This window comes from Mesorhizobium sp. B2-3-15 (assembly GCF_006442875.1).
Taxonomy (GTDB): domain Bacteria; phylum Pseudomonadota; class Alphaproteobacteria; order Rhizobiales; family Rhizobiaceae; genus Mesorhizobium; species Mesorhizobium australicum.
Genome location: NZ_VFVO01000009.1, coordinates 194,888 through 221,213, shown reverse-complemented (window position 1 = coordinate 221,213; position 26,326 = coordinate 194,888). Strand labels below are relative to the sequence as shown.

Below are 26,326 nucleotides of genomic sequence, written 5' to 3'. Positions count from 1 at the left end.
CACGTGAGTTCAGCCGGCACCGCCGCCGGCCCACAACAAGGAGTTCAGGGCGTAATGGCAACGATCACCCCGCAGAAGAAGTCCACAGCTGCACGTCACGGTTTCAAGACCGGCGAGTTCATCGTCTATCCGGCGCATGGCGTCGGCCAGATCGTCTCGATCGACGAGCAGGAAGTGGCCGGCCACAAGCTGGAACTGTTCGTCATCGACTTCCAGAAGGACAAGATGCGCCTGAAGGTGCCGGTCGCCAAGGCGACCTCGATCGGCATGCGCAAGCTGTCGGAAGAGGATTATGTCGAGCGCGCGCTGAAGGTCGTGCAGGGCCGCGCCCGCGTCAAGCGCACCATGTGGTCGCGCCGTGCCCAGGAATATGATGCCAAGATCAATTCGGGCGACCTGATCTCGATCTCGGAAGTCGTGCGCGACCTCTATCGCGCCGACAACCAGCCGGAGCAGTCCTATTCCGAACGCCAGCTCTACGAGGCGGCACTCGACCGCATGGCCCGCGAGATCGCGGCCGTCAACCGCATGTCGGAAACCGAAGCCGTGCGCCTGATCGAGGTCAACCTCAACAAAGGCCCCAAGCGTGGCGCCAAGGCCGACAATGAGGAAGCCGAGCAGGAAGAAGCTGCCTGAGCTTTTTCGCATTCAAGTTGACGAAAACCCGGCCTCGCGCCGGGTTTTTGTTTTTGGGGAAGGCCGCGATTGTCGCGCCTATGCGCCTCCCTCTTCCTCCGCCTCCTGCTTCAGCGTGGCGATAAACCGCTTGGTGCGTTCGCGCTCCGGATTGCCGAACAGCTTGGCGGATGCCCCCTGCTCGACGATGACGCCGGCGTCGAGGAACACCGCCTCCTGGGCGATCTTGGAGGCCAGGCGCAAATCATGCGTCGCCATCACCATGGTCGTTCCCTCGCTGGCGAGCTGACCCAGCACATCGACCACCTCCTGCGCCAGTTCCGGATCGAGCGCCGAAGTCGGTTCGTCGCACAGCAACACCTTCGGCGACGGCGCCAGGGCGCGGGCGATCGCCACGCGCTGCTGCTGGCCGCCCGACAGCGTCGCCGGCCAGGCATCGGCCTTATGCACCATGCCGACCTTCTCCAGCAGCGCGAGTGCCCGCTCATGTGCCTTCTGCGGCGACCATTTGAGCACCGTAACCAAGCCTTCCATGACATTTTCGATGGCGGTGCGATGCGGAAACAACTGGAAATTCTGGAACACCATGCCGGTCTGCAGGCGCAGACGCCTTATGTCCGCCGCCGGCACCTTCCCGCCCGGGCGGAACTCAAGCGTCTCGTCACCGATCCGCACCGTGCCCGAGGTTGGGATCTCCAGCAGGTTGATGCAGCGCAGCAGCGTGCTTTTCCCCCCGCCGGAAGGGCCGACAAGCGCGGTGACGCTGCCTTCGGCGATGGCGACAGTCACCCCTTTCAGCACGAGATTGTCGCCGAAACGCTTTTCGATGTTGGTGAGGCTGATCATGAGCGTGCCTCCAGGAAGCCGCCATAGCGGTTGAGCCGCTCCTCCAGTCGCGTCTGCAAGGCCGACAGTACCGAACTCATCGCCAGATAGAGGATCGCCGCCTCGACATAGAGGATGAGCGGCTCATAGGTGGTGGCGACGATGCGTTGCGCCGCCTGGAACATTTCCGGCACGGTGATGGCGGCGGCCAGCGACGTGTCCTTGACCAGCGAGATGAAGGTGTTGGAGAGCGGCGGCACCGCCACCCGTCCGGCTTGCGGCAGAATGGTGCGCCGCATCGCCTGGCTCCAGGTCATCCCGATCGAATAGGCGGCCTCCCACTGGCCCTTGGGCACCGAGCCGATGGCCGCCCGGATGATTTCCGACGTGTAGGCCCCGATGTTGAGCGTGAAGCCGATCAGCGCCGCCGTGAAGGCGTCAAGCAGGATGCCGACCGACGGCAGGCCGTAGAAGATCAGGAAGAGCTGCACCAGGAGCGGCGTGCCGCGGAAGATCCAGACATAGAAGCGCACGAGCGCCACCAGCGGCTTCGGGCCGAACAGCCTGCCGAGCGCCGCGCCCAGCCCTACCGTCAGGCCGAGCACGAAGGACAGCAACGTCAGCGGCACGGTAAAGATCAACGCTGCCCACAGCAGCGAGGGCAGCGAGTCCAGCATCAGTTGCAGCCAGTGCGGCACGAAAGATCCTCCGGAATGGACGGGGAACGTCATCGAAGCGCGAATGCGCCAGCCATATCACGACAAAAGCGGCGAGCCGTCAAAGACGACTCGCCGCTGGATACGTCACAGGGCGACAGCCGGCCCCCGCTTGGTGAATTACTTCGAGACGTCCTGGCCGAAATAGGTGTTGGCGATCTTCTGGTAGGTGCCGTCCGCCTTGATGTCGGCCAGCGCCATGTTGATGGCCGCGACCAGCTCCGGATCGCCCTTGCGCACGATGACGCCGGAGTAATCGGCATTCTCTTCCTGGGCGGCGATCTTCACATTGGCGTCGGGCTTGTGCTTCTTGAAGTCGAGGAACGACAGGCTGTCATTGATGGTAGCGTCCGCACGGCCGGTCAAAAGCAGCTGGATCGACTGGTCGAAGCCGTCGGTGCCGACCAGTTCGGCGCCATTGGACTCGGCCAGCTTGCCGAAATTGGATGTCAGCGACTGCGCCGACTTCTTGCCCTTGAGGTCGGCGAAGGTCTTGATGTCGGTGTTGTCGCCGCGCACGATCAGCACTGCCTTGGAGGCGATATAGGGATCGGAAAAGTCGTACTTGGCCTTGCGGGCGTCGGTGATGCCGACTTCGTTAATGACGGCATCATAACGGTTGACGTCGAGGCCGGCGATCAGCCCGTCCCACTTGCCTTCGAGGAACTCAGCCTTGACGCCGAGCTTATCGGCGATCGCCTTGGCGATCTCGACATCGAAGCCAACCAGCGCGCCGGAAGCGTCATGGTAGGTGAAGGGAGCGTAGGTGCCCTCCGTACCGACCTTGATGATTCCGGCCTGCTTGATCTGGTCGAGATTGGCGCCGGCGTGGCCCGATGCGACGGCCAGGGCCTGCAACGTTCCGGCGATGATGAGTGACTTGAGCCATTTCATTTTTCTGTGATCCCGTCCTTGGCCGGTAACCCGGCATGTTGTGAGGGCTGGAAAATGACAGATGCAGGTCGAAAAAATAAGGAATGAAATTTCAAAGAGAGCGTCTTCCAGAAATCAAATTCTCCGAAAGGAATTCATTCGCAGGCTCGGAAGTTGCAGGCAGCTGCGCGGACGCTAGCGCTCGCCCTGCCCGCACCGGCGGAACCTTTCTCGCGCATGACAGTTTTGGCTGTTGTAGGGCACGCCGCCGTCATTTCAAGCCGGTGTCTGCCATTTGCCTCGCCGAGCCACGGAGCGCCTTATGATGGAAGACACGGCAGGACGGATCATGGTCCGCGCGGCAATGAAGGCACCCTATCTCGAGCGCGAGGAGGAGCATCGGCTGGCATTGCTCTGGAAGGAAGACAACGACCAGAACGCGCTGCACAGCATCACCGTCGCCCACATGCGGTTGGTCATTTCCATGGCCTCGAAATTCCGCCATTACGGACTGCCGCTCGGCGATCTGGTTCAAGAGGGCCATGTCGGACTGCTCGAGGCCGCCGCCCGTTTCGAACCGGAGCGCGAGGTGCGGTTCTCGACCTACGCGACGTGGTGGATCCGCGCCTCGATGCAGGACTACATCCTGCGCAACTGGTCGATCGTGCGTGGTGGCACCAGTTCGGCGCAAAAGGCCCTGTTCTTCAATCTCAGACGCTTGCGTGCGCGTCTCGCGAACGGCGCCGAGCCGATCTCCAACACAAATCTCTACCGCGAGGTTTCGGTTGCGCTTGGTGTATCCGAGGCTGATGTGGCGATGATGGATTCACGGCTGTCGGCTCCGGATTCTTCGCTGAACGTGCCGCTGGCCGACGACGCGGGCGGCACCGAGCGGATGGATTTCCTGGTCTCCGACGATCCCTTGCCGGACGAAATTGTCGGCGACAAGATCGATGTCGCGCGCCGCTCGCTTTGGCTGAAGGAAGCGCTTCACGCGCTCAACGCGCGCGAACTCAGGATCATCGAGGAACGCCGGCTGAATGACGAGGGGGCCACGCTCGAGGCGCTCGGCGAGACGCTCGGCATCTCCAAGGAACGTGTCCGCCAGATCGAGGCGCGCGCCATGGAAAAGCTCAAGGTCGCGCTGGTGAAGCAGAATCCGGAATTCATGGCGACCGCCGCCTGATCTCCCGCTCGGGCTTTTATTTGTCGGTGACGATCTTGACCTTGTCGCCGGCCGAAACCGCGGCCCCCGGCGACAGCGCATTGAGCACGCGGAACAGGTCGAGCTTGCGGTCGACGCCAACCATCTGCGCGGCAAGCGACCCCATGGTCTGTCCCGGCTGCACGGTGAGCACACGAATATGCAGTGGCTTCAGTGCCGCCTTCTCGGCGGGGCTGAGGATGCGGAAGGAGCCGCTGACCGAGCGCGCCACCGTTTCAAGCGAGGTGCTGGCCGAGGGGGCCGCGGTCAGCAATCGGTAGACCTGGCCGCCGGCGCGGATCACAGCGATATCGAACTGCCAGCCTTCGGCGCCTGCATGCGCGGTCGCCGCCTCATTGCCGTTGATGGTTTCCTGCTTGACGGTGCTGTCGTCGAGGCCGGCCACCCAGCCGCTTCTGATATAGTCGGTCAGGGCGCGGTTCTTGTCGATCGAAACGCCGTCGAAGCGGATCGCTATGTCGCCGGGACCGGTCGCCGTCACCGCCGCCGCCGAATTGTCGATGATGAAACCGTCCGGCACCGTGAACGACACGCCCAAGCCTGGATGCAGGAAGGTTTCGCCGCGCACATAGCCTTCTTCCGGCGTGTCGCCGTAAAGCAGGCCGTCTATGCCGGCGAGGAAGGAATCGCGGTCGCGTGTACCGAAGCCGGGCGCACCGAACTGGCGGGCGTGCCGCTGTGCCAAATCGATGCGTTGCGGCGTGTTAGGGTGCGTCGCCAGGAAGTCGAGGCTGGCGTCGGTGGCGCCGCTGATCGAGCGGAAATCGGTATAGGCCGACATCGACTGCAGGAAGCGGCCGGCGGCATAGGGATCATAGCCGGCTTCGCCGATCGACTTTATGCCGATGGCGTCAGCCTCAAGCTCCTGGTTGCGCGAGAACTGCGCCAGCCTGAGCTTGCCGCGGATGAGTGCAGCCTTGGCGGTCGGGCTGTCGCCAAGCACATCGGAGACGACCTTGGTCGCCAGACCTTCCTCGGCCTCCAACTGCTGGCGCTGCAGCCCATGATTGGCGGTGACGTGGCCCATCTCATGCGCGATGACGGCGGCGAGCTCGGACGAATCATTGGCCAGCGCCAAGAGGCCGCGCGTTATGTAGAGATAGCCGCCCGGCAGCGCGAAGGCGTTGACGTTGGGCGAATTGAGGATGGTGATGCGATAGGTCTGGGTCGGGTTCGCCGACACCACGGTCAAATTGCCGACCACCTTGGCGACCATGCGTTCGAGCTTGGGATCGGAATATTCGCCGCCATAGGTCGCCAGGATGCGCGGATGCTGCGCCTTGGCGAGCTCCGCGAGCTTGTTGTTGGCGGCGACATTGTCGACCGTGATCGGCTTGTCGGATGGCTGGAAGCCTGATTCCTGGACTTCCGGAGGCGTGAACATCTGGCAGCTTGCCAGCGCCACGGCAAAGCCGGCCAGCGCCAGAAAGCGCGCCAGCGGGTTCATTCGTAGCCTGTCAACGCCGATCGCCAGAACGGCTTCCTTTCAGGTCCCTGCGCATGACCACATGCGCAAAACAAACTGCTACAGTATCCGTCACGCGCCCCTCGGAGCATGCGGCGGAAGCTGTAGGCAAATCACGGCCTGTGCCGGACCGGTATCGAGCGGACCTAGCCACACTACTTCAGTCATGGCAAGCAAGCGCCACATCGCATCGAGCCGGTTTGAGCGTAAATTATGTCCGCTTCCGGGCAATATCTCGTGATAAGGAATCCCCGGCACCGGCTCCGATATAGCGCCGGAATGCCTCCGGACCAGCCCCGGCAAAAAAATCATCCGCCGTGCCGATAGCGGCGACGGCGCCGTTCTCGAGAAACACCAGCCTCTGACCGATGCGGCGGGCATCTTGCGGCTGATGCGTGACGAGCAGCACCGTCATGCCACGCTCGGCATGCAGGCTGGCAACCAGGTCGAGCATATCGTCTCGCAAGGCGGGCCCAAGCGAAGCGAAGGGCTCGTCGAGCAGCAGCACCGGGCGGTCACGCACCAGCACGCGAGCCAGGGCAACGCGCTGGCGCTCACCACCGGAAAGTTCGCGCGGCAGCCGCTTCTCCTTGCCGGCAAGGCCGGTGCGCGCAACCGCGTCGGCGATCGCAGCGCGATCGGCTTCGGCCAGCCGCAACGATGGCGAACGGCCGAGCCCGACATTCTGCTCGACGGAAAGATGCGCGAAAAGGTTGTTTTCCTGAAAAACCATCGACACTGGCCGCGTCGCCGGTGCCGCGGTGCTGACATCGGCCCCGCCGATCAGCACGCGACCGGATCGCGGCGGCTCGAACCCGGCCACCAGATTGAGCAGCGTCGACTTTCCGGAGCCGCTCGGTCCCATGATGGCGGTGATTTGCCCCGCCGTGAACTCGGCATCGAAGGTGAACAACGTCTCGCCATAGCTGAACGAAACCTTGTCCAGCCGCACCGAAACCCCCTTGCCGCCAGCCGCCCCGTCAGACATTGCGGGCCGTCTCCTTTCCCAGCCGGTCCGCTGCCAGCACCAGTGCCAGGCAGACAAGGCCGAGCAGCAGCGCCAAGCCGGCGGCGTCCTCGGTTCGGTAGCTGCCCATGCGCGCCAGGAGAAGGTAGGGCAAGGTCTGCACGGAATCACTGCCGAACAGGGCGACGACGCCGAGATCGCCGAGCGACAGTGCCATGGCGAAGGCAAAAGCGGTGGCCAGCGGGCGCCGCAACGTCGGCCAGTCGACCAGCCACAGTCTTGACCAGCCGGAAATTCCGAGCTGCGCGCAAAGCCGCTCGTGACGCTCGCTTGCCGCATCATAGGCGGGACGGATGGCGCGCAGCGCAAAAGGCATCGCCATGACAGCGTTGACGGTGACGACCATGAGCGGCGCGATGGCAAAGACATCGCCGACATGGCGCAGCAACAGGAACCAGCCGGCGCCGACGACGATCGGCGGCACGACCAGGACAAACCCGGCGCCCGTATCGGTGGCATGTTCGAGCAGTGTCCTTGCCCCGAAGCGGCGGTTCGACGCCAGCGCCCTGCGCGCCATGGTCAATGCCAGCGAAAGCATCACCGAAAGCCAGGCCGAAAGGAAAGCGAGCACAGCACTGGTCAGCGTCGCCTGACGGACAGTGGCCTCGCCGGCAAGCCGGCCGAGGTCGGCGCCAAGTCCGGCCGCCACGGTCGCCGCCATCGGCCCGGCAACGAAGAGCAAGGCCAACACGATGAGCGTCGCGTTCAGCCACGCTTCGGTCCTGTTGACGGAGAGGTAGCGGCGCGGCGCGACCGGCAGGTTGATGTCGCCGACGACGTCGGCTCCGAGCCGGGTCAACGCCAGCACCATGATGAAGGTCAAGGCGATCTGCAGCAGTGTCAGCGCGACAGCCCTCGCGGGATCGAAATCGAAGCGCAATGCCTGATAGATGCCGACTTCGAGCGTCGTCGCGGCCGGCCCGCCGCCGAGCGTCAGCACGATGGTGAAGGATGTGATGCACAGCATGAAGACAAGTCCGGCGACACCGGGCAGCGCGACACGCAGCGTCGGCCACTCGATCAGCTGGAATGCCGGCGGCGCCCCCATGCCGAGCTGGCTCGCCAGCCGCCACTGGTCGGAGGGAATGGTCTGCAGCGCCTCGAGGAACAGGCGGGTGGCCAGCGGCAGGTTGAAGAAGACATGGGCGACGAGAATGCCGGACAGGCCATAGATGCCCGGCCAACCCTGGCCGCCGACGGCGCTGAGAAAGCCGGAGAAATAGCCGGCGCGGCCATAGAGCGCCAGGATGCCGAGCGCCGCGACGATCGCCGGCAGCGCCAGCGGCACGGCGAAGAGCTGCAGGATGAAGGCACGGCCGAAAAACCGTGGATGCCGCGACAGCGCCCGCGCCACGAACAGGGCCGGCCCGACCGAGAGCAGCGTCGACAGGGCCGCCTGCCAGAGCGTGAAGCGCACGACCCGGAACAGGTAGGGATCGAACGCAGCCCAAGCGCCGGAAAAATCGCGAGCGCCTTCGACAAGCAGCCCCGCAAACGCGCCGCCGATCAAAATGGCGATGGCGGCGAGCCCTATCACGCCGGCTGTGATGCGGGGATCAGAGCGGGTTTGCACACCGCACCCTCAACGATTGGGTGAAGCTTAGGGAGCATCGCCGGAGAGCGTTCATCTCACGAGATTAGCCCACAAAACCTACTTGCTCATCACCGCCAGCCATTCATCGACCCAGGCTTTGCGGTTGGCCGCGACCTCCTCCGGGCTGAACAGCAAGGTCTTGGTCGGCTTGACCAGCTTGTCGAAGGCGGGGTTGAGCGGCTTGTCGGTCTTCCCGGCCGGGAACATCCAGTTGGTCTCGGGGATGGCGTCCTGGAATTTCGGCCCAGTCATGAAGGCCATGAACTTTTCCGCCAGCGGATTCTTGGCGCCGGTCGTGGTGATGCCCGCGACCTCGATCTGCAGATATTCGCCTTCCTCGAACGACGCCGCCTGATAGCGCTCGGTGTTCTCGGCGACCATGTGGTAGGCCGGCGAGGTGGTGTAGGACAGCACCATCGGCGCCTCGCCCTTGGTGAACAGGCCATAGGCCTCGCTCCAGCCCGGCGTCACGGTCAGCACCTTGGTCTTGAGCTTGGCCCAGGCCTCCGGCGCCTTGTCGCCATAGACCGACTTCACCCACAACAGCAGGCCAAGACCGGGCGTCGATGTGCGCGGGTCCTGGATGACGATCTTGTCGTCGGCGCTACCCTCGACCAAATCCTTCAGGCTTTTCGGCGGCGATTTCAGCTTCTGGGTATCGTAGACGACGGCGAAGTAGCCATAGTCGAAGGGAACAAAAGTATCGTCGCTCCAGCCACCCGGCACGTTGACGTCCGTTATTGCGCCATGTGGCGCGAACAGGCCCGAGGCCTTGGCATCGGCGGTGAGATTGGTGTCGAGACCGAGCACGATGTCGGCTTTGGTCGAAGCGCCTTCCAGCTTGACGCGGTTGAGCAGCGCCACGCCATCGGCGACCGAGACGAACTCGAGATCGCAGCCGCATTCTGCCTCGAATTCCTTCTTCACCACGGGACCTGGACCCCAGTCGGCGGTGAAGCTCTCATAGGTGTAGACGGTGAGCTTATCCTTGGCCAAGGCCGGCCCGGACAGGGTCACTGCCGTGGCGGCGATCAGAAAATATAAAAGCGTGCGCATCGGCGCCTCCTTCGTTTGCGTTGAAAGGAATTGAGGCGTCGGAGTGTCCGAAACGTCTAATCCCTCCGCCGGTACAAACCGGATCAGGTTCAGCGGGTTGGCGACACTGCCTCTCAGCCGGCCCGCGAAATTCGCGTCCGGCACCCCGTTAGAGCGTTTCGACACATAGGCCGGGCCGATGACCCGCGCAAGTGGGACTTTGCCGCCTTCCGTTTCCCGTGCCGGGCTGGTAAGGCGACGGGATATGAGCACATTCACCATCCTGCTTGGCGGCGACCTCATCCGCACGCCTCGGCTCGACCGCCAGGTCGAAGGCTCGCGCGTCATCGCCGCCGACGCCGGCATCGGCCATGCGCGGATGCTGGGCCTCGTGCCGGAACTGTGGGTGGGTGATTTCGACTCGGTCCCGGCTGATCTGCCCGCCGACCTCGCCGCCGTGCCGCGGCAAACCTTCCCGGCGGAAAAGGACAAGACCGACGGAGAACTGGCGATCGCGGCCGCACTGGAGCGCGGGGCGACCCGCCTTGTGCTGGCGGGCGCCTTCGGCGGCAAGCGCGCCGACCACGCCTTCCTGCATCTGGCGCTTGGCCTGCGGCTGGCCGAAGCCGGAATGGATGTGTTTCTGACCAGCGGCGCCCAGGAAGGTGTTCCCTTGCTGCCCGGCAGGGCCGGCTTCGATTATGCCGACGGCACGCTGTTCTCGATTCTCGGCTTCTCCGAACTCTCCGGCCTGACCGTCACCGGCGCCAAATGGCCGCTCGACAAGGTCGAGGTGGCGTTCGGTTCGTCGCTGACCATTTCCAACGAGGTCAAGTTCGGCAAGACCGGGGGCCGCCTCGACATCGCGCTCGGCCATGGCCGCGCGCTGCTGCTCGCCCATCCCTATCCATTGCCCGAAAGCTGACATGGCCCCGCCTCTTCTCAATCTCGACGGGATAAGACTGACCTTCGGCGGCGCGCCGCTGCTCGACGGCGCCGCCTTGACCGCTTCGGCCGGCGACAAGATCGCGCTGGTCGGCCGCAACGGGTCCGGCAAGTCGACGCTGCTCAAGATCGCCGCCGGCCTGATCGAACCACAGGACGGCGAGGTGTTCCGCCAGCCTTCGGCGACGGTGCGTTATCTGCCGCAAATGCCCGACATGGACGGCTTTGCAACCGTGCGCGCCTATGTCGAGGCCGGGCTCGGGCCCGCCGACGATCCCTACCGCGCCAGCTATCTGATGGAGCATCTCGGCCTGTCGGGCGAAGAACGGCCTGGCGACCTGTCCGGCGGAGAGGCCAGGCGCGCCGCGCTTGCCCGCGTCATGGCGCCGGAGCCCGACATCCTGCTTCTTGATGAGCCGACTAACCATCTTGATTTATCTGTCATCGAATGGCTGGAAGAAGAGCTCGTCCGGACCTCCTCGGCGCTCATCGTCATCTCGCATGACCGCCGCTTCCTCGAGCGCGTGTCGCGCGCCACAGTCTGGCTCGATCGCGGCCAGACGCGCAGGCTGGACAAGGGCTTTGGCCATTTCGAGGAATGGCGCGACCTGGTGCTGGAAGAGGAAGAGCGCGAACAGCACAAGCTCGGCCGCCAGATCGTGCGCGAGGAGCACTGGCTGCGCTACGGGGTGACGGCGCGGCGCAAGCGCAACATGCGGCGCCTAGGCCAGTTGCAGACCATGCGCCAGCGTTTTCGCGGCCATCGCGGCGCCGAAGGCACCGCGATAATGGTGGCAAGCGACGCCGCCGAATCCGGCAAGCTGGTGATCGAGGCCAAGAACATCGAGAAGAGCTTTGGCGACCTCACCGTCGTCAAGGGGTTCTCGACCCGCATCCAGCGCGGCGACCGCGTCGGCCTTGTCGGGCCGAACGGCGCCGGCAAGACGACACTTCTGAAGATGCTGACCGGCGAATTGGCGCCGGACGCGGGTTCGATACGGCTTGGCACCAATCTGGAGATCGCCACGCTCGACCAGAAGCGCGAGGCGGTCGACCCGCAAGAGACGCTGGCGCAATATCTGACCGACGGGCGCGGCGAGAACCTCGTCATCAATGGCGAGCAGCGCCATGTCGTGTCCTATATGAAGGATTTCCTGTTCAAGCCGGAACAGGCCCGCACGCCGGTGCGCGAGCTGTCCGGCGGCGAACGGGCGCGGCTGATCCTGGCGCGCGTGCTGGCACGACCAGCAAACCTCCTGGTTCTCGATGAGCCGACCAATGATCTCGACATGGAGACGCTGGAACTGCTGCAGGAACTGGTCGCCGGCTTTGCCGGCACCGTCATCCTGGTCAGCCACGACCGCGATTTCCTCGACCGCACCGTGACGAGCGTGATCGCGCCGGAGGGCGGCGGCCGCTGGGTCGAATATGCCGGCGGCTATTCCGACATGCTGGCGCAGCGTGGCGGCACCAGGCTTGACGACCGCAAGGCGCGCGCCAAGGCGGAAGCCGGCGATGGGCCGACACCGGGCAAGAGCGATCCGGCGGCGCCAAAAGGGCCGGCGAAGAAATTGTCGTTCAAGCAGAAGTTCGCGCTGGAATCCCTACCCAAGAAGATCGAGGCAGTGACCGCGTCGATCTCGCGGCTGGAGAACAACATCGCCGACCCGGCCTATTACGAACGCGACCCGGCCTCGTTCCAGAAGACGATCGCCGCCCTCGACAAGGAGCGTGCGACGTTGGCCGCGCTCGAGGAAGAATGGCTGGAACTGGAGATGCTGCGCGAGGAGATGGAAGGGTGAAGAGCGGTCGGCCGTAGGCCGATCGATTGACAACGATTTGTCGATTGAAGCGACGAGCGCCCGGAGCCATAGTGGGGCGCTCCTTGCTGCGCCTGAGCATTGCCTCCACATCGGAATGCGCATACATTATGCGCATGTTGCGGAGGCCGTTATGCGTAAGATTGCCTTGAATGCGATCCGTCAGCCAGCAAATCTGTCGATCGACTCGAACCTCATGCGGGAAGCCAAGGGGCTTGACGTGAATGTCTCGCGCGCTGCGGAAGCCGGCATCGCGGAGGCGGTGGCAGCTGAAAAGGCGCGGCTTTGGAAGCTTGAGAACCGTACCACGATGGATGCGTGGAACGACTACATCGACAAGAACGGCATCCCATTGGAAGAGTATCGGCAGTTCTGATGCCCCGCTATGATGTCTTCGCCGGTCGCGTTGAAGGCAACTATTTGCTCGACGTCCAATCCGACCTGCTCGACAATTTCAAGACGCGGGTTGTCGTTCCGCTTCTGCCGGTCGCAACGGTGCCGCCGCCGATGCGAAAGCTTCATCCGATCTTCGAGATCAATGGACGGAAGCTGGTCATGGCGACACACCTGATCGCCACCGTTCCCGCAAGCGAATTGGTTGAAAGTCGGCTGAACCTGGCGAAGCATCACGATGACATCGTTGCCGCGCTCGACATGCTGTTCCAGGGATTCTGAACGGAGGCGACCGTTACGCCGCCCGTCTCAACCCGCCGTCTTGGCCTGCCAGGCCTTGATCGCCTCGTCGAACACCTTCTCGCCGGGAATGCCCTTTTCCATGGTCAGCAGTGCCCGCCGTCCGGTCTTGTAGACGACCGGCACGTCGATCCAGTCCTGGCCGCGCAACAGGGTCATGTTGGCGTCTTCGTCGGCCTTGGTGTCGTTGAGCGCGACGAGGAAGAAGCCGTCGGCGATCTTGGCCGGGATGCCGATCAGCGGGCTGCCGGCGTCCTGTTCCGAACTCTTCATGGCAACGCGCAATATGTTGTCGACGCCGCCGCCCTCGAACCCGTCGGGGGTCAGGAAGATCATCTCGATGATATGGCTGGCCGGCAGGGTCTGGTCGGTGTTGCGACGGATGGTCATGCGCAACTGGATGTCCTTGCCGGGAATGGTCGCCTCGGCACGGATCGCAGGCTCTGGCGGCAGGTCGCCGCCGGGCGATTCCTGCACCAGCGACCAAACGATGCTGCCGGGCTCGGCTGAACCCTGCGCGGTGCTGGTGCGCTCCTCATAGAAGATCGCCTTCTGGCCGACCGGAACCGAGGTTGGCGCCACGGCCGGAGCCGGTGCCGCCGGCGGCGTTGCGGCTGCCGGTGCGGGCGGCGGCGTGGCGGCGGCATCGGCCGGGGCCGCGGGCACGGTTCCGTTGGTGGGCGGTGTCGCGGGCGGGGTGCCCGCCGCGGGCGTGGTCGCGGCTAGCGCGCCTGCCGCGGGCGTACCGGCAGCAGGCGTATTGGCAGCCGGCGTATTGGCAGCCGGCGCGGGAACCGCCGGCGCTGCCGTGGCCGGCGCATTCGTTGCCGTTGGCGGTGTCGTCAGCGCGGCGACGGATTCGCCCTCGCCTACGCCGCTTTGCCCGCCGGCTGGGCCGGGGTCGGTCTCGCCGCCTTCAGGCGTCAGCCGCTGCGTGAACTTCGTGCCTTCCGCGCCGGTCGCGGGCGCCGGCGGCGTGGCCGCGGCATCGGTCGCCGGCTTGGCCGGCGTCGTTTTCACCGGCTCGGTTTTGGCAACAACCTTGCTGCTCTCCAGGCCCAGCATCTTGCCGAAGGCATCCTTGTTCAGCCAGATGCCGTAGCCGCCGCCGGCAACGACCAGCAGTGCGACGACGGCGGCGATCAGCCCGCCATAGCTGCGCTTGCGTTCGGCCGGCCGCAAACGCTCGAAAGTGTCGGTGGCGGCAGGCGCTTCGTCATCGGCAAAGACGTCGTCCTGATCGTCGTCCCGATCCGCGTCCATCCCCGGCAAGGTCTTCTCGGAAAAGTCCGGAGCGGGCTGCACCGGCGCCGGCCTTTGCCAGCCAGGCTCGACCTTGGCGGCTGGAGCGGGCCGGTAGGGTTCGGGGTTCGCCGCCGGCTGTGCCGGCTTGTACGGCTCCGGCCTGACCGTGGCCGGGGCGGGCCGATACGGAGACGGAGCAGGAATTGCGGCAGCCTCCGCCTTGGCCGGCTGCTTGACGTGGTTCGACTGGTTCTTGTTGCGGTCGATGGAGGAAAAGATGTGTTCCAGTTCCGCGAGCGGATCCGGCTCGGGCACACTCTTGACATAGTCCCGCTCGACGCCGGCAATGGCGTCGTCCAGCGCGCGTTTCTGTTTGTCTATGGCCTCGGAAGCCAGCGGCGGCGAATATTCCGCCAGCTTCTTCGCCAGCATGGCGCGCACGCTGTTATAGATGCGCGTACGCTTCTCGGGCGTCTCGTCGCCGTGCTTCTCGAACGCGTTTTTCAGAACAGCAACGAAATCTGCCATGCTTCAGTCGACCTGTATTTTTTTGCCTCCGCGCCGGCCCCCGCAAATCAGCCGCGATGCCCGGAAAGGCCTCAGAAACTAGTCTTGAAACGGATCGGTCACAAGTATCGTGTCGTCCCGTTCCGGGCTGGTGGAAAGGAGTGCGACCGGCGCGCCGATCAACTCCTCTATGTATCGGACATATTTGACGGCCTGGGCCGGAAGATCATTCCAGCTGCGTGCGCCTGCGGTGGTGCCCTTCCAGCCTTCCAAGGTCTCGTAGATGGGTTCCACGCGGGCCTGGGCGCCCTGGCTTGCCGGCAGATAGTCGATCGTCTCGCCGTCCAGCCTGTAGCCGGTGCAGACCTTGATCTCATCCAACCCGTCGAGCACGTCGAGCTTGGTCAGCGCGATGCCTTTGATGCCGTTGACGGCAACCGCCTGGCGCACCAGCACCGCGTCGAACCAGCCGCAGCGGCGCTTGCGCCCGGTGACGACACCGAATTCATGGCCGCGCGTGCCGAGGAATTCGCCGATCTCGTTCTTCTGCTCGGTCGGGAACGGACCTTCGCCGACACGCGTCGTGTAGGCCTTTGTGATGCCGAGAACATAGCCGATGGCGCCCGGGCCGACGCCGGAGCCGGCGGCGGCTTGGCCGGCGACCGTGTTGGACGAGGTGACGAAGGGATAGGTGCCGTGGTCGATGTCGAGCAGCGTGCCTTGCGCGCCCTCGAACAGGATGCGCTCGCCGGCGCGGCGCTTGTCGTCGAGCACCTTCCAGACGCGGTCCATGTAGGGCAGGATGTCGTTCGCGACCGAGGTCAATTCCTGCATGATCGCATCATGCGTGACTTCGTCATGGCCGAGCCCGCGACGCAGCGCATTGTGGTGCGTCAGCAGCCTGTCGACCTTCAGGGGCAAAGTTTCCAAATCCGCCAGATCCATCACCCGCACCGCGCGCCGGCCCACCTTGTCCTCGTAGGCGGGGCCGATCCCGCGTCGGGTCGTGCCAATCTTTGTTCCGGAATTCGAAGCGGCATCCTCGCGAAACCCGTCCAGCTCCCGGTGTACGGACAGGATAAGCGCCGTGTTTTCGGCTATTTTCAGGCGATCCGGCGTCACGTCCACGCCCTGGCCTTTCAGTTTCTGCACCTCGGCGACGAAAGCATGCGGATCGAAGACCACGCCATTGCCGATGATGGACAGCTTGCCTTCCCGCACGACGCCCGAAGGCAGCAGCGACAGCTTGTAGACCTTGCCGTCGACGACCAGCGTGTGGCCGGCATTGTGGCCGCCCTGGAAACGCACCACGACATCGGCGCGCTCCGACAGCCAGTCGACGATCTTGCCCTTGCCTTCGTCGCCCCACTGCGAGCCGACGACCACCACATTGGCCATGTTTCTTTTCCCTTGAGACGCCGCCGCGCGGCTTGGATATGGTTCGAAACGACAGGCCTCTATAGCGTCAAGACCTCGCGAGTGCGACCTTTCTTTGCCGCCGAAAATGCCCTGAGGCACAACAATTTTCGGCTTTGACATCATTTACTTGGGCTGACCGGGGCAATAGGCCGGCAAACACCGCGGCCCATCCCGCGGCCGGAAGCCAGCGATGCATCGAAACGCCTACATGTTCCTGCTGCTCACCACCTTGCTGTGGGGCGGCAATTCGGTGGCCGGCAAGCTGGCGGTCGGCCACGTCTCGCCGATGACGCTGGTCTTCCTGCGCTGGATGCTGGCCGTGGCGATCCTGCTGCCGATCGGCTGGCGCACGATCCAGGAGGATTGGCCCGTCGTGCGCCGGCACTGGCTCGTGCTGGCGGCGCTTGGCGCCAGCGGCTTCACCCTGTTCAACACCATCTTCTACACCGCCCTCAACTACACCACGGCGATCAATGTCTCGATCGAACAGGCGGCGATGCCGATCCTGATCATGACAGCCAATTTCGTTTTCTTCCGCCTGCGCGTGAACTGGGCGCAGATCGCCGGCGTGGTGCTGACCGTCTTCGGCGTCATCCTGACCGCCTGCCATGGCGATCCGCGCCGGCTGCTGACGCTGGAGCTCAATTTCGGCGACGCCATCATGCTGGTCGCGGTCGTTCTCTACAGCAGCTATTCGGTCGGGTTGCGGCTGAAGCCGGCGATGCGCTGGCAAAGCCTGATGCTGGCCATGTCGTTCGCCGCGCTCATCACCTCACTGCCCTTCTTCCTGTGGGAAGCCGCCGCCAGCAAGGTGATCGTGCCCGACGCCCGCGGCTGGGCGGTCATCGTCTACACGGCGATCGGCGCTTCGGTCATCTCGCAGATAACCTATATCAGGGGCAACGAACTGATCGGCGCCAATCGCGCCGGCTTGTTCATCAATCTGGTGCCGATCTTCGGCACGCTGCTTTCGGTGCTGATCGTCGGCGAGACCTTCCAGCTCTATCAGACGCTGGCGCTGGTTCTCGTTCTGGGCGGCATCGGGCTCGCGGAATACAGCGGGCGCAAGATGGCATCCGGCGTTTAACGTGCGCCTAAATTACTGCACCAATTCCTTGCGCACCGCCGCGATATCGTCCGACGAGACCGCCGAAGCGGAATTGCCCCAGCTGCCGCGCACATAGGTCAGCACGTCGGCGATTTCCTGGTCCTTCAGCCGCCATGCCAGCGAGGGCATCGAAGGCGTCGTCGGCGCGCCGGCCGTGTGCACGGCCTGGCTTCCGGCGAGAACGACGCGGGCCAGGGTCTCGGGATTGCCCTGCGCGACGATCGAGTTGCCGACAAGCGCTGGGAAAAGCGCTCCGGCCCCGGCGCCATCGCCGCCATGGCAGGCTGAGCAATTGTCATGATAGATCGCCGCGCCCGCCACCATCCGCGCCTCGTCGGGCTTGGGCGCCTGCGCATTGCCGGTGTCCGGCCCCAAGCTCTTAAGATAGACGGCCACGGCCTTGAGGTCGGGATCCGTCATTTTGGAGGTCGAGTTCTCGATCGCCTCGGCCATCGGACCGGATGCGATCGAATGCGCGTTGACGCCGGTCCTGAGGTAGGCGACCACATCCTCTTGCGACCATTTGCCCAGGCCGGATTGGGCATTGTTGGTGATGTCGGGGGCGAACCAGCCTTGCAGCGAGGCGCCTTGCAGGAAGCCGCTGTCTTGGTCCGCTCCAAGGAACGATTTGGGCGTGTGGCAGGTGCCGCAGTGCCCGGCGCCCTGGACGATATAGGCGCCGCGGTTCCATTCCGCCGATTTGGAGGGGTCGGCCTGGAAGCTTGCCTCGCTGAAGTTGAGGAGGTTCCACCCCCACATCGCCAGCCGGATGTTCAGCGGGAACGGCAGCTGGTTGGCTTCGACCTTGTTCGAGACCGGGTCGACCGTGGTCATGTAGGCCCACAGGTCGGAAATGTCCTGCTCGTTCATCCTGGTATAGGCGGGGTAAGGCATGGCGGGATAGAGCCGCACGCCATTGTGGCCGACGCCGGTCTTCATCATGTTGCGGAAATCGGCCTCCGACCAATTGCCGATGCCCGTCTCGTGGTCGGGTGTGATGTTGGGCGGCACCAGTGCGCCGAAAGGCGTTTCGAGCGGCAGGCCGCCGGCCAGCGGCTTGCCGCCCGGCCTGGTATGACAGCCCGCGCAATCGCCGAGCACGGCCTGATACTGGCCACGGATGATCTGGTCGGCCTGGTCGGCGGCGAGCGCCGGCGTGATCGCCAGCATAGCGGCGCCGGCGGCGGCGGCGGCGGCGAGCGTCCTCATGCCTGCACCAAGGGGGCGCCGGGATTGCGCAAATAGTGATTGCGGATGCCGTCAGCGGCGCGGTAGGCGAGCGCGCCGACCGTTCCCGTCGGATTCTTGCCGGCATTCTGCGGAAAGGCCGAGGCGCCGATGACGAAGACGTTGGGCACATCCCAGCTTTGCAGGAAGCTGTTGACCGCACTCTTCCTAGGGTCCGTTCCCATGATGGCGCCGCCCGTATTATGGGTGCTTTGATAAGGGACGCTGTCCCAGCCCTTCTTGCGGCGGCCGACATTGTACTGCTTGCCCCCAAGCGTCTTGGCGATCTCCTCCATCCGGTCGCAGAGATAATTCGACATCCGGATATCATTGTCGGGAAAATCGAAGGTCATGCGCATGAGCGGCCGGCCGAAGCGATCCTTGTAGGTCGGATCGAGGTCGAGGTAGTTGGTGCGCGTCGCATAGCTGCTGCCCTGCGAGGAGAAGCCAAGCGTGCTTTTGTAGCCCGCGACGGTCGCCTTCTTCCAGGCGCTACCCCATTTCGGCGTGCCGGGCAGCGTCGGCCTCGTCCCGATCGGACGTCCATTGGTGGGAATGCAGTTGATGCCCGCGCCGCCGACGAAATCGAGGCCGCCATGGTCGAAGGCGTCGCCATTATAGTCGTCGATCGTCTGTCCGAGCGCGCCCGCGGCAATGAACGGGTTGAAGTTCTTGTCGTCGAAGAACACCTGCACGCCGGCATTGGTCTGGTAGCAATAATTGCGCCCGACGGTGCCCTCGCCGGTAGCGGGATCGTAGATCTTGCCGATGCCCGACAGCATCATCAGCCGGGCATTGTGCAGGCCGTAGGCGCACAGAAGCACGAGATCGGCCGGCTGGAAGAATTCCTGCCCCGACGTATCGACGTAAGTGACACCTCGCGCGGACTTGCCGCCGGCGGCGAGATCGACATGCAGCACCTCGCTGTCGGTGCGCACCTCGAAATTGGCCTTCTTCATCAGCACGGGAAGGATGGTGGTCTGGGCGCTGGATTTGGAGTAGTTGGCGCAGCCGAACCGCTCGCAGAATCCGCAGTAGGTGCACTGCCCCATGGTGATGCCGAGCGGATTGACATAGGTCCGCGACATGTTGGCGGACGGTGTCGGGAACGGGTGCAGTCCCATGGACCGGCCGGCATTGGCGAACAGGGTCGGCGCGTAGGTCATCTCCATTGGCGGATTTGGGTAATCCCGGGACCTCGGATCCTCGAACGGGTTGCCACCTTCCTGTATCTGCCCCTTGATATTGCCGGCCTCGCCCGAGATTCCCGCCAGATATTCGAACTGGTCGTAATACGGCTCCATCTCGGCGCCGGTCACGCCCCAGTCCTCGACCTGGAGATCGGCGATCCGCGCCGCGCCATACTTCTTGGTCAGGTTGGTCTTGATCTGGAAGTCGGAGTCCCAGAACCGCCAAGTGTGGCCGTTCCAATGGACGCCTGCGCCGCCGACGCCGTTGCCGGGCAGGAACGAGCCGAAATCGCGCATCGGCAGCGCCGTCTGCGAAGGGTCGTTGCGCATCGTCATGGTTTCGACTGCTGGCTGCAGGAACAGGTCGCGCCGCACGCTGTAGCGCAACTCGTCCTGCGCATAGCCGATGTTGAAATCGGTCGCCGTGTCGCGCCAGGGACCACGCTCGATGGCCAGCACGTCCAGGCCCTGATCGGTCAGTTCATGAGCAAGGATGGACCCCGTCCAGCCGAGGCCGACGATCACGACGTCCTTGCGGGGCAGTATCGTCGTCATGGTCAGCTCCTTTTCACGAGCCATTCCGGGCTGCCCTCGATCGAGACGGGCGGCCGCGGATAGGGCTGATTGTGCTTGCTGACGTGATCCCGGTAGTCATAGCGCGCGCCGGGGAAACCAAGCATGCGCCACGACACCATGTCCTTGTTGCCGCCATAGACCGGATCGGCAAAGAACCCTTCCATCGTGTTCTGCAGCAGAAGTCCGAAGAAGCCGGCAGCCTTGACTCCATTGGGCAAGTCGACCTTTCCAGCCTCCATCGCGGCCAGGAACGTATCCTGATCGGCCGGCTGGAGTTCGGTGAATGCCTTGCCATCGCGCTGTTTCAGGAAAGCGTCTATGGCGGCCAGGCCGGAGCGGTAGCGCTGGGCCGGGTTTGCCTCGCCCTGGTAGCCCTGCGTCGGCAATGCCGGCAAAAACGGTCCTTTTGTGTAGAGCCGGCTCGACGTTCCGAACGCGCCCGTCAACTGACGGTCTATATAGACGGCGCAGCCGGCCTCCTTGCCGCCCATCGACAGATCGTCGGCGGGGATGATGCGGTCGACGATAGCCTCGACCAGCGCGGCTTCCTGCGGCGTGAAGAACTGCCAGCCGCCGGACACCACCTGCACCGGAGGATCGGAAGACAGCGGCGCCCAGGGCAGCGAGCCAGACAAGGATCGGGCAAAACCTGCCGATGTTGCCGTCACTGTAAACATCGCAGCCGAAGACAGAAAAAGACGCCGGCTCAGTCGGACAGTATTGCGATGATCCATCGAAGGCACCCCGACAGCAACAGAGGCGCGCCGGATGTTACGCGCAAAATCATGACCAACTCAGTTAAGTTTAGATCGCATCCATCAATTGACCGCAGCGTGCGGAAAGAAACCGGGATCGTCAAGCAGATCACAAAATCGTTAGATTGGGCCAGACCTTATGCTTATCTACATCCGCTAATGTACTGACGGCTAAAAAGGATATCTTGCAGCAGCTTGACGCAAGGACGCCGTTGGTGCGACGCCTGCTGCGGCGCCCGCAACGACGCAAACCGTCGGGCGGCGCCAGCGGTCGTGGAAACGCCCCGCATGCATGCCGGCAAACGGGGCGTCTGATGTATGGCTTGTCACCTCAGAGGATGTGGAGAGCTAGATCCCGCCCACATCGAACCGCAGCCGCTTTGCCGAATCGATCGACTTGTGGTCGCGCACCTGCTCCAGCACTTTCTCCGGGAACGGGGCGTCGAGATAGAGCAGTGCGATAGCGTCACCGCCCGGCCGGTTGCGGCCGAGCTGGAAGTTGGCGATGTTGACGTCGTTCTCGCCGCAGACAGTGCCGAGCAGGCCGATAATGCCGGGCGCATCGGCATTGGTCGTATACAGCATGTGTTGGCCGACCTCGGCGTCGAGATTGATGCCCTTGATCTGAATGAAGCGCGGCTTGCCGTCCGAAAAGCAGGTACCGGCGATCGAGCGCGTCATGTGCTCGGTCTTGACGGTCAGCTTGATGTAACCGTCGAAGACGCCAGATTTGTCGCGCTTGACTTCGGCGACGATGATGCCGCGCTCCTTCACCATGATCGGCGCCGACACCATGTTGACGTCGGCGACCTGCGGCCGGATCAGTCCGGCCAGGGCGGCACTGATCAGCGCCCGCGTGTTCATCGTCGCGGTCGAGCCGTCGAACAGGATCTCGACCTCGCTGATCGGATCCTCGGTGACCTGGCCGACAAAGGCGCCCAGCACTTCGGCGAGCTTGACGAAAGGCTTCAGCCGCGGCGCCTCTTCCGCCGTGATCGAGGGCATGTTGATGGCGTTGGAGACCGCGCCCTTGATCAGGTAGTCGGCCATCTGCTCGGCGACCTGCAGCGCGACATTCTCCTGCGCTTCCGCCGTCGAGGCGCCAAGGTGTGGTGTCGCCACCACGTTCTCCATGCCGAACAGCGCATTCTGCTCCGCCGGTTCGACCTCGAACACATCGATGCCGGCGCCTGCCACCTTGCCGCTCTTCAGCGCCGCGACCAGGTCGGCCTCGACCACCAGCCCGCCACGCGCGCAGTTGATGATACGCACGCCATTCTTCATCTTGGCGATCGCCGCCGCATCGATGATGTTGCGGGTCTTGTCGGTCAACGGCGTGTGCAGCGTGATGAAGTCGGCGCGGGCGAAGAGTTCGTCCAGTTCCACCTTGTCGACGCCGAGCTCCTCGGCGCGCTTGTCCGACAGGAACGGATCAAAGGCGACGACGTGCATCTTCAGCCCGACGCCGCGTGTGGCGACGATCGAACCGATATTGCCGCAGCCGATGACGCCCAGCGTCTTGCCGGTGATCTCGACGCCCATGAAGCGGTTTTTCTCCCATTTGCCGGCATGGGTCGAAGCGTTGGCTTCCGGGATCTGGCGGGCGAGCGCGAAGATCATCGCCACGGCGTGTTCGGCCGTCGTGATCGAATTGCCGAAGGGCGTGTTCATCACGATGATACCCTTGCGGCTTGCCGCCGGGATATCGACATTGTCGACGCCGATGCCGGCGCGGCCGACGACCTTGAGATTGGTGGCCGCGTTGATCAGCTTCTCGGTGACCTTGGTCGCCGAACGGATGGCGAGACCGTCATACTTGCCGATCACTTCGAGCAGCTTTTCCTTGTCCTTGCCGAGGTCGGGCAGATAGTCGACCTCGACGCCGCGATCCTTGAATATCTGCACGGCAGTGGGAGAGAGTTTGTCAGAGACGAGAACGCGGGGCGCCATGGCGGCCTCCTTGAAAATGAAATTGATCCGGGAACGGACGGCCCTCGGGGCCGCCACGGAAACTCTCAGGCGGCCGCTTTGAGCGACGCCTTCTGGCTGGCAAAGGCCCAGTCGAGCCAAGGCAGCAGCGCTTCGACATCGGAGGTCTCGACGGTTGCGCCGCACCAGATGCGCAATCCCGGCGGGGCATCGCGATAAGAACCGATGTCGTAGGCGACGCCTTCCTTGTCGAGCGTCGAGACCAGGCCCTTGGCAAACGCCGCCTGTCCATCAGCGTCGAGCGCCGCGATATCGGGGTCGGTGAAGGACAGACAGACCGACGTGTTCGAGCGTGTCGCCGGGGCCACCGCAAGATGGCCGAGCCAGGATGATCTTTCCACGAACCGGTCGAGCACGGCGGCATTGGCATCCGCCCTGGCAATCAGCGCATCGAGGCCGCCGACCGACTTAGCCCAGTTCAACGCGTCGAGATAATCCTCGACGCAAAGCATCGACGGCGTATTGATGGTTTCGCCCTTGAAAATGCCCTCGATCAGCTTGCCGCCCGAGGTCAGGCGGAAGATTTTCGGCAGCGGCCATGAAGGCTTGTAGCTCTCCAGCCGCGCTACGGCGCGCGGCGACAGGATCAGCATGCCATGCGCGCCCTCGCCGCCCAGCACCTTCTGCCAGGAGAAGGTCACGACATCGAGCTTCTCGAAGTCGAGCCTTTGCGCGAAGGCCGCGGAAGTAGCGTCGCAAATGGTCAGGCCCTTGCGATCGGCGGGAATGAAGTCACCGTCCGGCACGCGCACGCCCGAGGTCGTGCCGTTCCAAGTGAAGACCACGTCGCGATCGAAATCGATCTTGGTCAGATCAGGCAGCGCGCCATAACCGGCCTCGATCTTTCTGATATCGGCGAGTTTCAGCTGCTTGACCACGTCGGTGACCCAGCCGGAGCCGAAGCTTTCCCAGGCGACCATGTCGACGCCGCGTTCGCCGAGAAGAGACCACAGCGCCATCTCGACGGCACCTGTGTCGGAAGCCGGCACGATGCCGATCCGGTAGTCGGCCGGGACCTTGAGTATCTCGCGCGTCAACGCGATCGCCTGCTCGAGCTTGGTCTTGCCGATCTTGGCGCGGTGGGAACGGCCGAGCGCGGCAGCTTTCAGCGCCTCGACCGACCAGCCGGGACGTTTTGCGCAGGGACCAGAGGAAAAATTGGGATTTGCCGGACGGAGTCCGGGCTTCGTAAGCGTCGTCATCGTGGTCTATCCTTCCAGATAGTGGCCCCTCGTTGGGGAGGGGTGGCCCACGGACGGCGATATGCGTTCAGGCATCGGGCGTCAAGAGGAAAGTTTTTGTCGCTGCCGGGATACCGGATGCATGTCGCCAAAAGGTGCGCGGCGGTTTTGGGGCTACGACATGCGTCAAACAGGAAAGCGCCGCGATCAGGATCGCGTGACTTCAAATGCAAACGGCGGACCCCGAGAGATCCGCCGTCAAGAGCTGGTGTGCCCAGTCTACCAGAGATCGTAGCGCAGCCCGAGCTTGATCTGGTGATTGCTGATCCCTTTCTCGACCGGAAAGGAAGTCAGGCTCGCGGCGGTCGCGTATTCGACGCTAGGCGCGGAAAAATACTGATAGCCGAGATCTACGGAAACATTCTTGGACACTTGATACGCAAGACCGGCATTCAACGTATAGGCGAGGGAATACTGCGTCTTGCTGTCATCAAGCGTGAAATCGTTGGCGGGGGTGGCCTCGTCGGCATAGCTGGCGGAGAGGCTGCGTTTGCTCACGACGACGCCGACACCCGCACCGACATACGGTGTGATTCCAACATAGGTGCCAAGGTCAACATAGCCATTGAGTATGCCTGAGAACGCATAGTTCTTCAGGTTTCCCGATCCCACGATCGACGTTCCAGCCGGTGCGGTAGCAGTATCGTCATAGCCGAAGCTTGCCTTGTTACCCGGCAAATAGCCGAAGTTGAGATCGGCGCGGAGGTAATCGTTGAAATGATATCCGAAGCCGACGCTCGCAAAAATTGCATCTTCGCTCTCGCTAAAGTTTTCGTTGTTGATCGCCGACGGGAAGGTGAAGTCCCCATTCTTGAAACTCTTCTGCGCCAGGTAGGAAACATCGCCGCGCAGGTACCAGCCGGAGCCGACCTCGACCGGCACATAATCCGGCGCCTGGTCGACATAGATCGGCGGATCGTAGTCGGCGGCGATTGCAGGCGTCAGCGGCAACAGCAGTGCGGCAAGCGCCAGCGCCATACGCGATATTGATATCATGGTCCCCGGCTCCCGAATTCGGCGCCGTCAAACAAGCAACGGCGGCCAACGTTTCATGAGCCATTGTTAACCATAGTGGTTAAGTGCCGGTTAAGGCTAACAGAGGGTTAGCGAATTGATTTCGAACGGGCTGACCTCGGCTCATCTCAAACGAAAACCGCCCGGCTGATGCCGGGCGGTCGACGAATTCCTGGAAACTTCGAAGCGATTACTTGGTGTAGATCGGCTCGGGCTCCGGCTGATAGGCCACCACCGGCGCGGCGCAACCGTTGTTGCCGCCGAACTGGTAACGCAGACCGCCGCGCACCTCGTGGGTGTTGAAGCCGTGATCGAAGCCCGGCCCGGCGCCCGGCGTGGCGCCGGCTGGACCATACTCGAACATGCGACCGCCTTGAATATGGGAGAAACGGTAACCAGCATCGAGGATGACTTTGTCGGTCAAGCAGTAGGAGGCGCCGGCCATTACCGCGTACGCGAAGCGCCAGCTGGATGTTCCGGGGTTGGACTCGGTTGCGCCCGGGGTCGGGTCGTAGACAGTATCCCATTTGACGCGCGCTCCGCCGATACCGGCGCCGACATAGGGCGTGATGCCGTGCCAGGTGCCGATATCGACATAGGCATTTGCCAGAAGCAGCAAGGCGCTCATCTTCGACGACTCGACCGAGACCGTGGTGAGATCCGAGGTGCCGCCGTTGAAGTTCGACTTGAACCAGTAGTCGGCGGTCAGGTCGGTGCGGAAGTGTTCATTGATCTTGTAGCCGACGCCGCCGCCAAGCGAGAAGCCGCCCTTGAGCTTGCCATAGTCGAAGGACTTGCTCCCGGCGACCCCGACAGGAGGCCCGCACGGGCAAGGCGCGGCGCCGTAGGTGATGTAGTCGATGTCACCGACCTTCGACTTGTGATAGTCGAGGTCGCCACGGATATACCAGCCGCCGACATCGACCGGTTGCTCATAGACCGGCGGCGGCGCTTCTTCGACTTGCGGCTCGGGCAGGTCAGCTGCGAACACCGGCCAGGCCAAGCCCGCGAACAGCAGCGCGAACAGGGCCTTTCTTGCTGTATTGAACATGCTTGTCACCCCTAGAAAACTCGGAACGGCGATCGCGTCCGAATAAGATTGGCTTTCAGGCGTGGATAATGAATTGCAAAAGTTAAAAGGCGTTTAACCCTGTCGATTAACCACGAATCTCCAGAATCCCGGAGATCTGGCAAGGATTTC

At 63.6% G+C, this 26,326-nt stretch carries 23 protein-coding genes and 1 riboswitch; of the genes, 7 read left to right on the top strand and 16 right to left on the bottom strand.

Features of this window, described 5'->3' with window-relative positions; translation table 11 throughout:
- Window positions 1-54 precede the first annotated feature (54 nt).
- Window positions 55-636, top strand: a complete 582-nt coding sequence (locus tag FJ954_RS19930) for a CarD family transcriptional regulator (protein ID WP_015315301.1) — start codon at window positions 55-57, stop codon at window positions 634-636.
- A 78-nt stretch (window positions 637-714) separates the two neighbouring features.
- Here the strand turns inward: FJ954_RS19930 and FJ954_RS19925 are convergent, their stop codons facing one another.
- The 3 genes from FJ954_RS19925 to FJ954_RS19915 form a co-directional block, all read right to left on the bottom strand.
- Window positions 715-1,482, bottom strand: a complete 768-nt coding sequence (locus FJ954_RS19925; protein ID WP_140662677.1) for an amino acid ABC transporter ATP-binding protein — start codon at window positions 1,480-1,482, stop codon at window positions 715-717.
- Window positions 1,479-2,159 (bottom strand): amino acid ABC transporter permease, encoded by a 681-nt coding sequence (locus FJ954_RS19920; protein WP_027141826.1) that lies wholly within the window; start codon window positions 2,157-2,159, stop codon window positions 1,479-1,481. Before FJ954_RS19920 ends, FJ954_RS19925 begins: the two co-directional genes overlap by 4 nt.
- 138 nt (window positions 2,160-2,297) lie before the next feature.
- Window positions 2,298-3,071 carry an amino acid ABC transporter substrate-binding protein gene (locus FJ954_RS19915; protein WP_140662675.1) on the bottom strand — a complete coding sequence of 258 codons (774 nt, stop codon included), beginning with the start codon at window positions 3,069-3,071 and terminating at the stop codon, window positions 2,298-2,300.
- 301 nt (window positions 3,072-3,372) lie between these two features.
- Between FJ954_RS19915 and FJ954_RS19910 the strand changes: the two genes are divergently transcribed.
- Window positions 3,373-4,236, top strand: coding sequence for an RNA polymerase factor sigma-32 (locus tag FJ954_RS19910; RefSeq protein WP_140662674.1), 864 nt, complete (start codon window positions 3,373-3,375; stop codon window positions 4,234-4,236).
- A 16-nt stretch (window positions 4,237-4,252) separates the two neighbouring features.
- On the opposite strand, the gene FJ954_RS19905 is transcribed toward FJ954_RS19910, so the two are convergent.
- The 4 genes from FJ954_RS19905 to thiB form a co-directional block, all read right to left on the bottom strand.
- Window positions 4,253-5,722, bottom strand: a complete 1,470-nt coding sequence (locus tag FJ954_RS19905) for a M48 family metalloprotease (protein ID WP_023784820.1) — start codon at window positions 5,720-5,722, stop codon at window positions 4,253-4,255.
- Window positions 5,723-5,951: 229 nt separating this feature from the next.
- Complete coding sequence (gene thiQ, locus FJ954_RS19900) at window positions 5,952-6,728, bottom strand: thiamine ABC transporter ATP-binding protein (RefSeq protein WP_140662672.1); 777 nt, start codon at window positions 6,726-6,728, stop codon at window positions 5,952-5,954.
- On the bottom strand, window positions 6,721-8,340 hold the full coding sequence (gene thiP / locus FJ954_RS19895) for a thiamine/thiamine pyrophosphate ABC transporter permease (RefSeq protein ID WP_140662670.1): 1,620 nt from the start codon (window positions 8,338-8,340) through the stop codon (window positions 6,721-6,723). Before thiP ends, thiQ begins: the two co-directional genes overlap by 8 nt.
- A 78-nt stretch (window positions 8,341-8,418) precedes the next feature.
- Complete coding sequence (thiB, locus tag FJ954_RS19890) at window positions 8,419-9,417, bottom strand: thiamine ABC transporter substrate binding subunit (protein ID WP_140662668.1); 999 nt, start codon at window positions 9,415-9,417, stop codon at window positions 8,419-8,421.
- A 43-nt stretch (window positions 9,418-9,460) separates the two neighbouring features.
- A riboswitch (TPP riboswitch) is annotated at window positions 9,461-9,575 on the bottom strand.
- A gap of 86 nt (window positions 9,576-9,661) precedes the next feature.
- On the opposite strand from thiB, the gene FJ954_RS19885 reads away from it, so the two are divergent.
- The 4 genes from FJ954_RS19885 to FJ954_RS19870 all read left to right on the top strand — a co-directional run bounded on the left by FJ954_RS19885 (window position 9,662) and on the right by FJ954_RS19870 (window position 12,836).
- Complete coding sequence (locus FJ954_RS19885; protein ID WP_140662666.1) at window positions 9,662-10,321, top strand: thiamine diphosphokinase; 660 nt, start codon at window positions 9,662-9,664, stop codon at window positions 10,319-10,321.
- A 1-nt stretch (window position 10,322) separates the two neighbouring features.
- Window positions 10,323-12,143, top strand: a complete 1,821-nt coding sequence (locus tag FJ954_RS19880; protein ID WP_140662664.1) for an ABC-F family ATP-binding cassette domain-containing protein — start codon at window positions 10,323-10,325, stop codon at window positions 12,141-12,143.
- Between the two features lie 151 nt (window positions 12,144-12,294).
- Window positions 12,295-12,537, top strand: coding sequence for a type II toxin-antitoxin system CcdA family antitoxin (locus tag FJ954_RS19875; protein WP_140616651.1), 243 nt, complete (start codon window positions 12,295-12,297; stop codon window positions 12,535-12,537).
- Window positions 12,537-12,836 carry a CcdB family protein gene (locus FJ954_RS19870; RefSeq protein WP_140662662.1) on the top strand — a complete coding sequence of 100 codons (300 nt, stop codon included), beginning with the start codon at window positions 12,537-12,539 and terminating at the stop codon, window positions 12,834-12,836. The genes FJ954_RS19875 and FJ954_RS19870 overlap by 1 nt, the downstream gene beginning before the upstream one ends.
- Window positions 12,837-12,863: 27 nt before the next feature.
- Here the strand turns inward: FJ954_RS19870 and FJ954_RS19865 are convergent, their stop codons facing one another.
- Both FJ954_RS19865 and FJ954_RS19860 read right to left on the bottom strand, forming a co-directional pair.
- Window positions 12,864-14,627, bottom strand: coding sequence for a hypothetical protein (locus tag FJ954_RS19865; RefSeq protein ID WP_140662660.1), 1,764 nt, complete (start codon window positions 14,625-14,627; stop codon window positions 12,864-12,866).
- 78 nt (window positions 14,628-14,705) lie between these two features.
- The gene (locus tag FJ954_RS19860; RefSeq protein WP_015315287.1) at window positions 14,706-16,004 is read right to left on the bottom strand and encodes an adenylosuccinate synthase; all 1,299 of its coding nucleotides are present in this window, start codon (window positions 16,002-16,004) and stop codon (window positions 14,706-14,708) included.
- 211 nt (window positions 16,005-16,215) lie between these two features.
- Here FJ954_RS19860 and FJ954_RS19855 point away from each other — a divergent pair, with 211 nt between their 5' ends.
- Window positions 16,216-17,112, top strand: a complete 897-nt coding sequence (locus tag FJ954_RS19855) for a DMT family transporter (protein WP_140662658.1) — start codon at window positions 16,216-16,218, stop codon at window positions 17,110-17,112.
- A gap of 12 nt (window positions 17,113-17,124) precedes the next feature.
- Here FJ954_RS19855 and FJ954_RS19850 read toward each other — a convergent pair whose 3' ends face one another.
- The 7 genes from FJ954_RS19850 to FJ954_RS19820 form a co-directional block, all read right to left on the bottom strand.
- Window positions 17,125-18,342 (bottom strand): cytochrome c, encoded by a 1,218-nt coding sequence (locus tag FJ954_RS19850; protein ID WP_140662656.1) that lies wholly within the window; start codon window positions 18,340-18,342, stop codon window positions 17,125-17,127.
- On the bottom strand, window positions 18,339-20,105 hold the full coding sequence (locus tag FJ954_RS19845) for a GMC family oxidoreductase (RefSeq protein WP_140662654.1): 1,767 nt from the start codon (window positions 20,103-20,105) through the stop codon (window positions 18,339-18,341). The genes FJ954_RS19850 and FJ954_RS19845 overlap by 4 nt, the downstream gene beginning before the upstream one ends.
- 2 nt (window positions 20,106-20,107) lie before the next feature.
- Window positions 20,108-20,761, bottom strand: a complete 654-nt coding sequence (locus FJ954_RS19840; RefSeq protein WP_246681114.1) for a gluconate 2-dehydrogenase subunit 3 family protein — start codon at window positions 20,759-20,761, stop codon at window positions 20,108-20,110.
- Between the two features lie 468 nt (window positions 20,762-21,229).
- Window positions 21,230-22,831 (bottom strand): phosphoglycerate dehydrogenase, encoded by a 1,602-nt coding sequence (serA, locus tag FJ954_RS19835; protein WP_140616645.1) that lies wholly within the window; start codon window positions 22,829-22,831, stop codon window positions 21,230-21,232.
- 65 nt (window positions 22,832-22,896) lie between these two features.
- Entirely contained in the window at window positions 22,897-24,072 is a 1,176-nt protein-coding gene (locus FJ954_RS19830; RefSeq protein WP_140662652.1) for a phosphoserine transaminase, read from the bottom strand.
- 258 nt (window positions 24,073-24,330) lie between these two features.
- Window positions 24,331-25,107 carry an outer membrane beta-barrel protein gene (locus FJ954_RS19825; protein ID WP_140616643.1) on the bottom strand — a complete coding sequence of 259 codons (777 nt, stop codon included), beginning with the start codon at window positions 25,105-25,107 and terminating at the stop codon, window positions 24,331-24,333.
- 208 nt (window positions 25,108-25,315) lie between these two features.
- Window positions 25,316-26,176, bottom strand: coding sequence for an outer membrane protein (locus tag FJ954_RS19820; protein ID WP_015315279.1), 861 nt, complete (start codon window positions 26,174-26,176; stop codon window positions 25,316-25,318).
- Window positions 26,177-26,326: the final 150 nt, after the last annotated feature.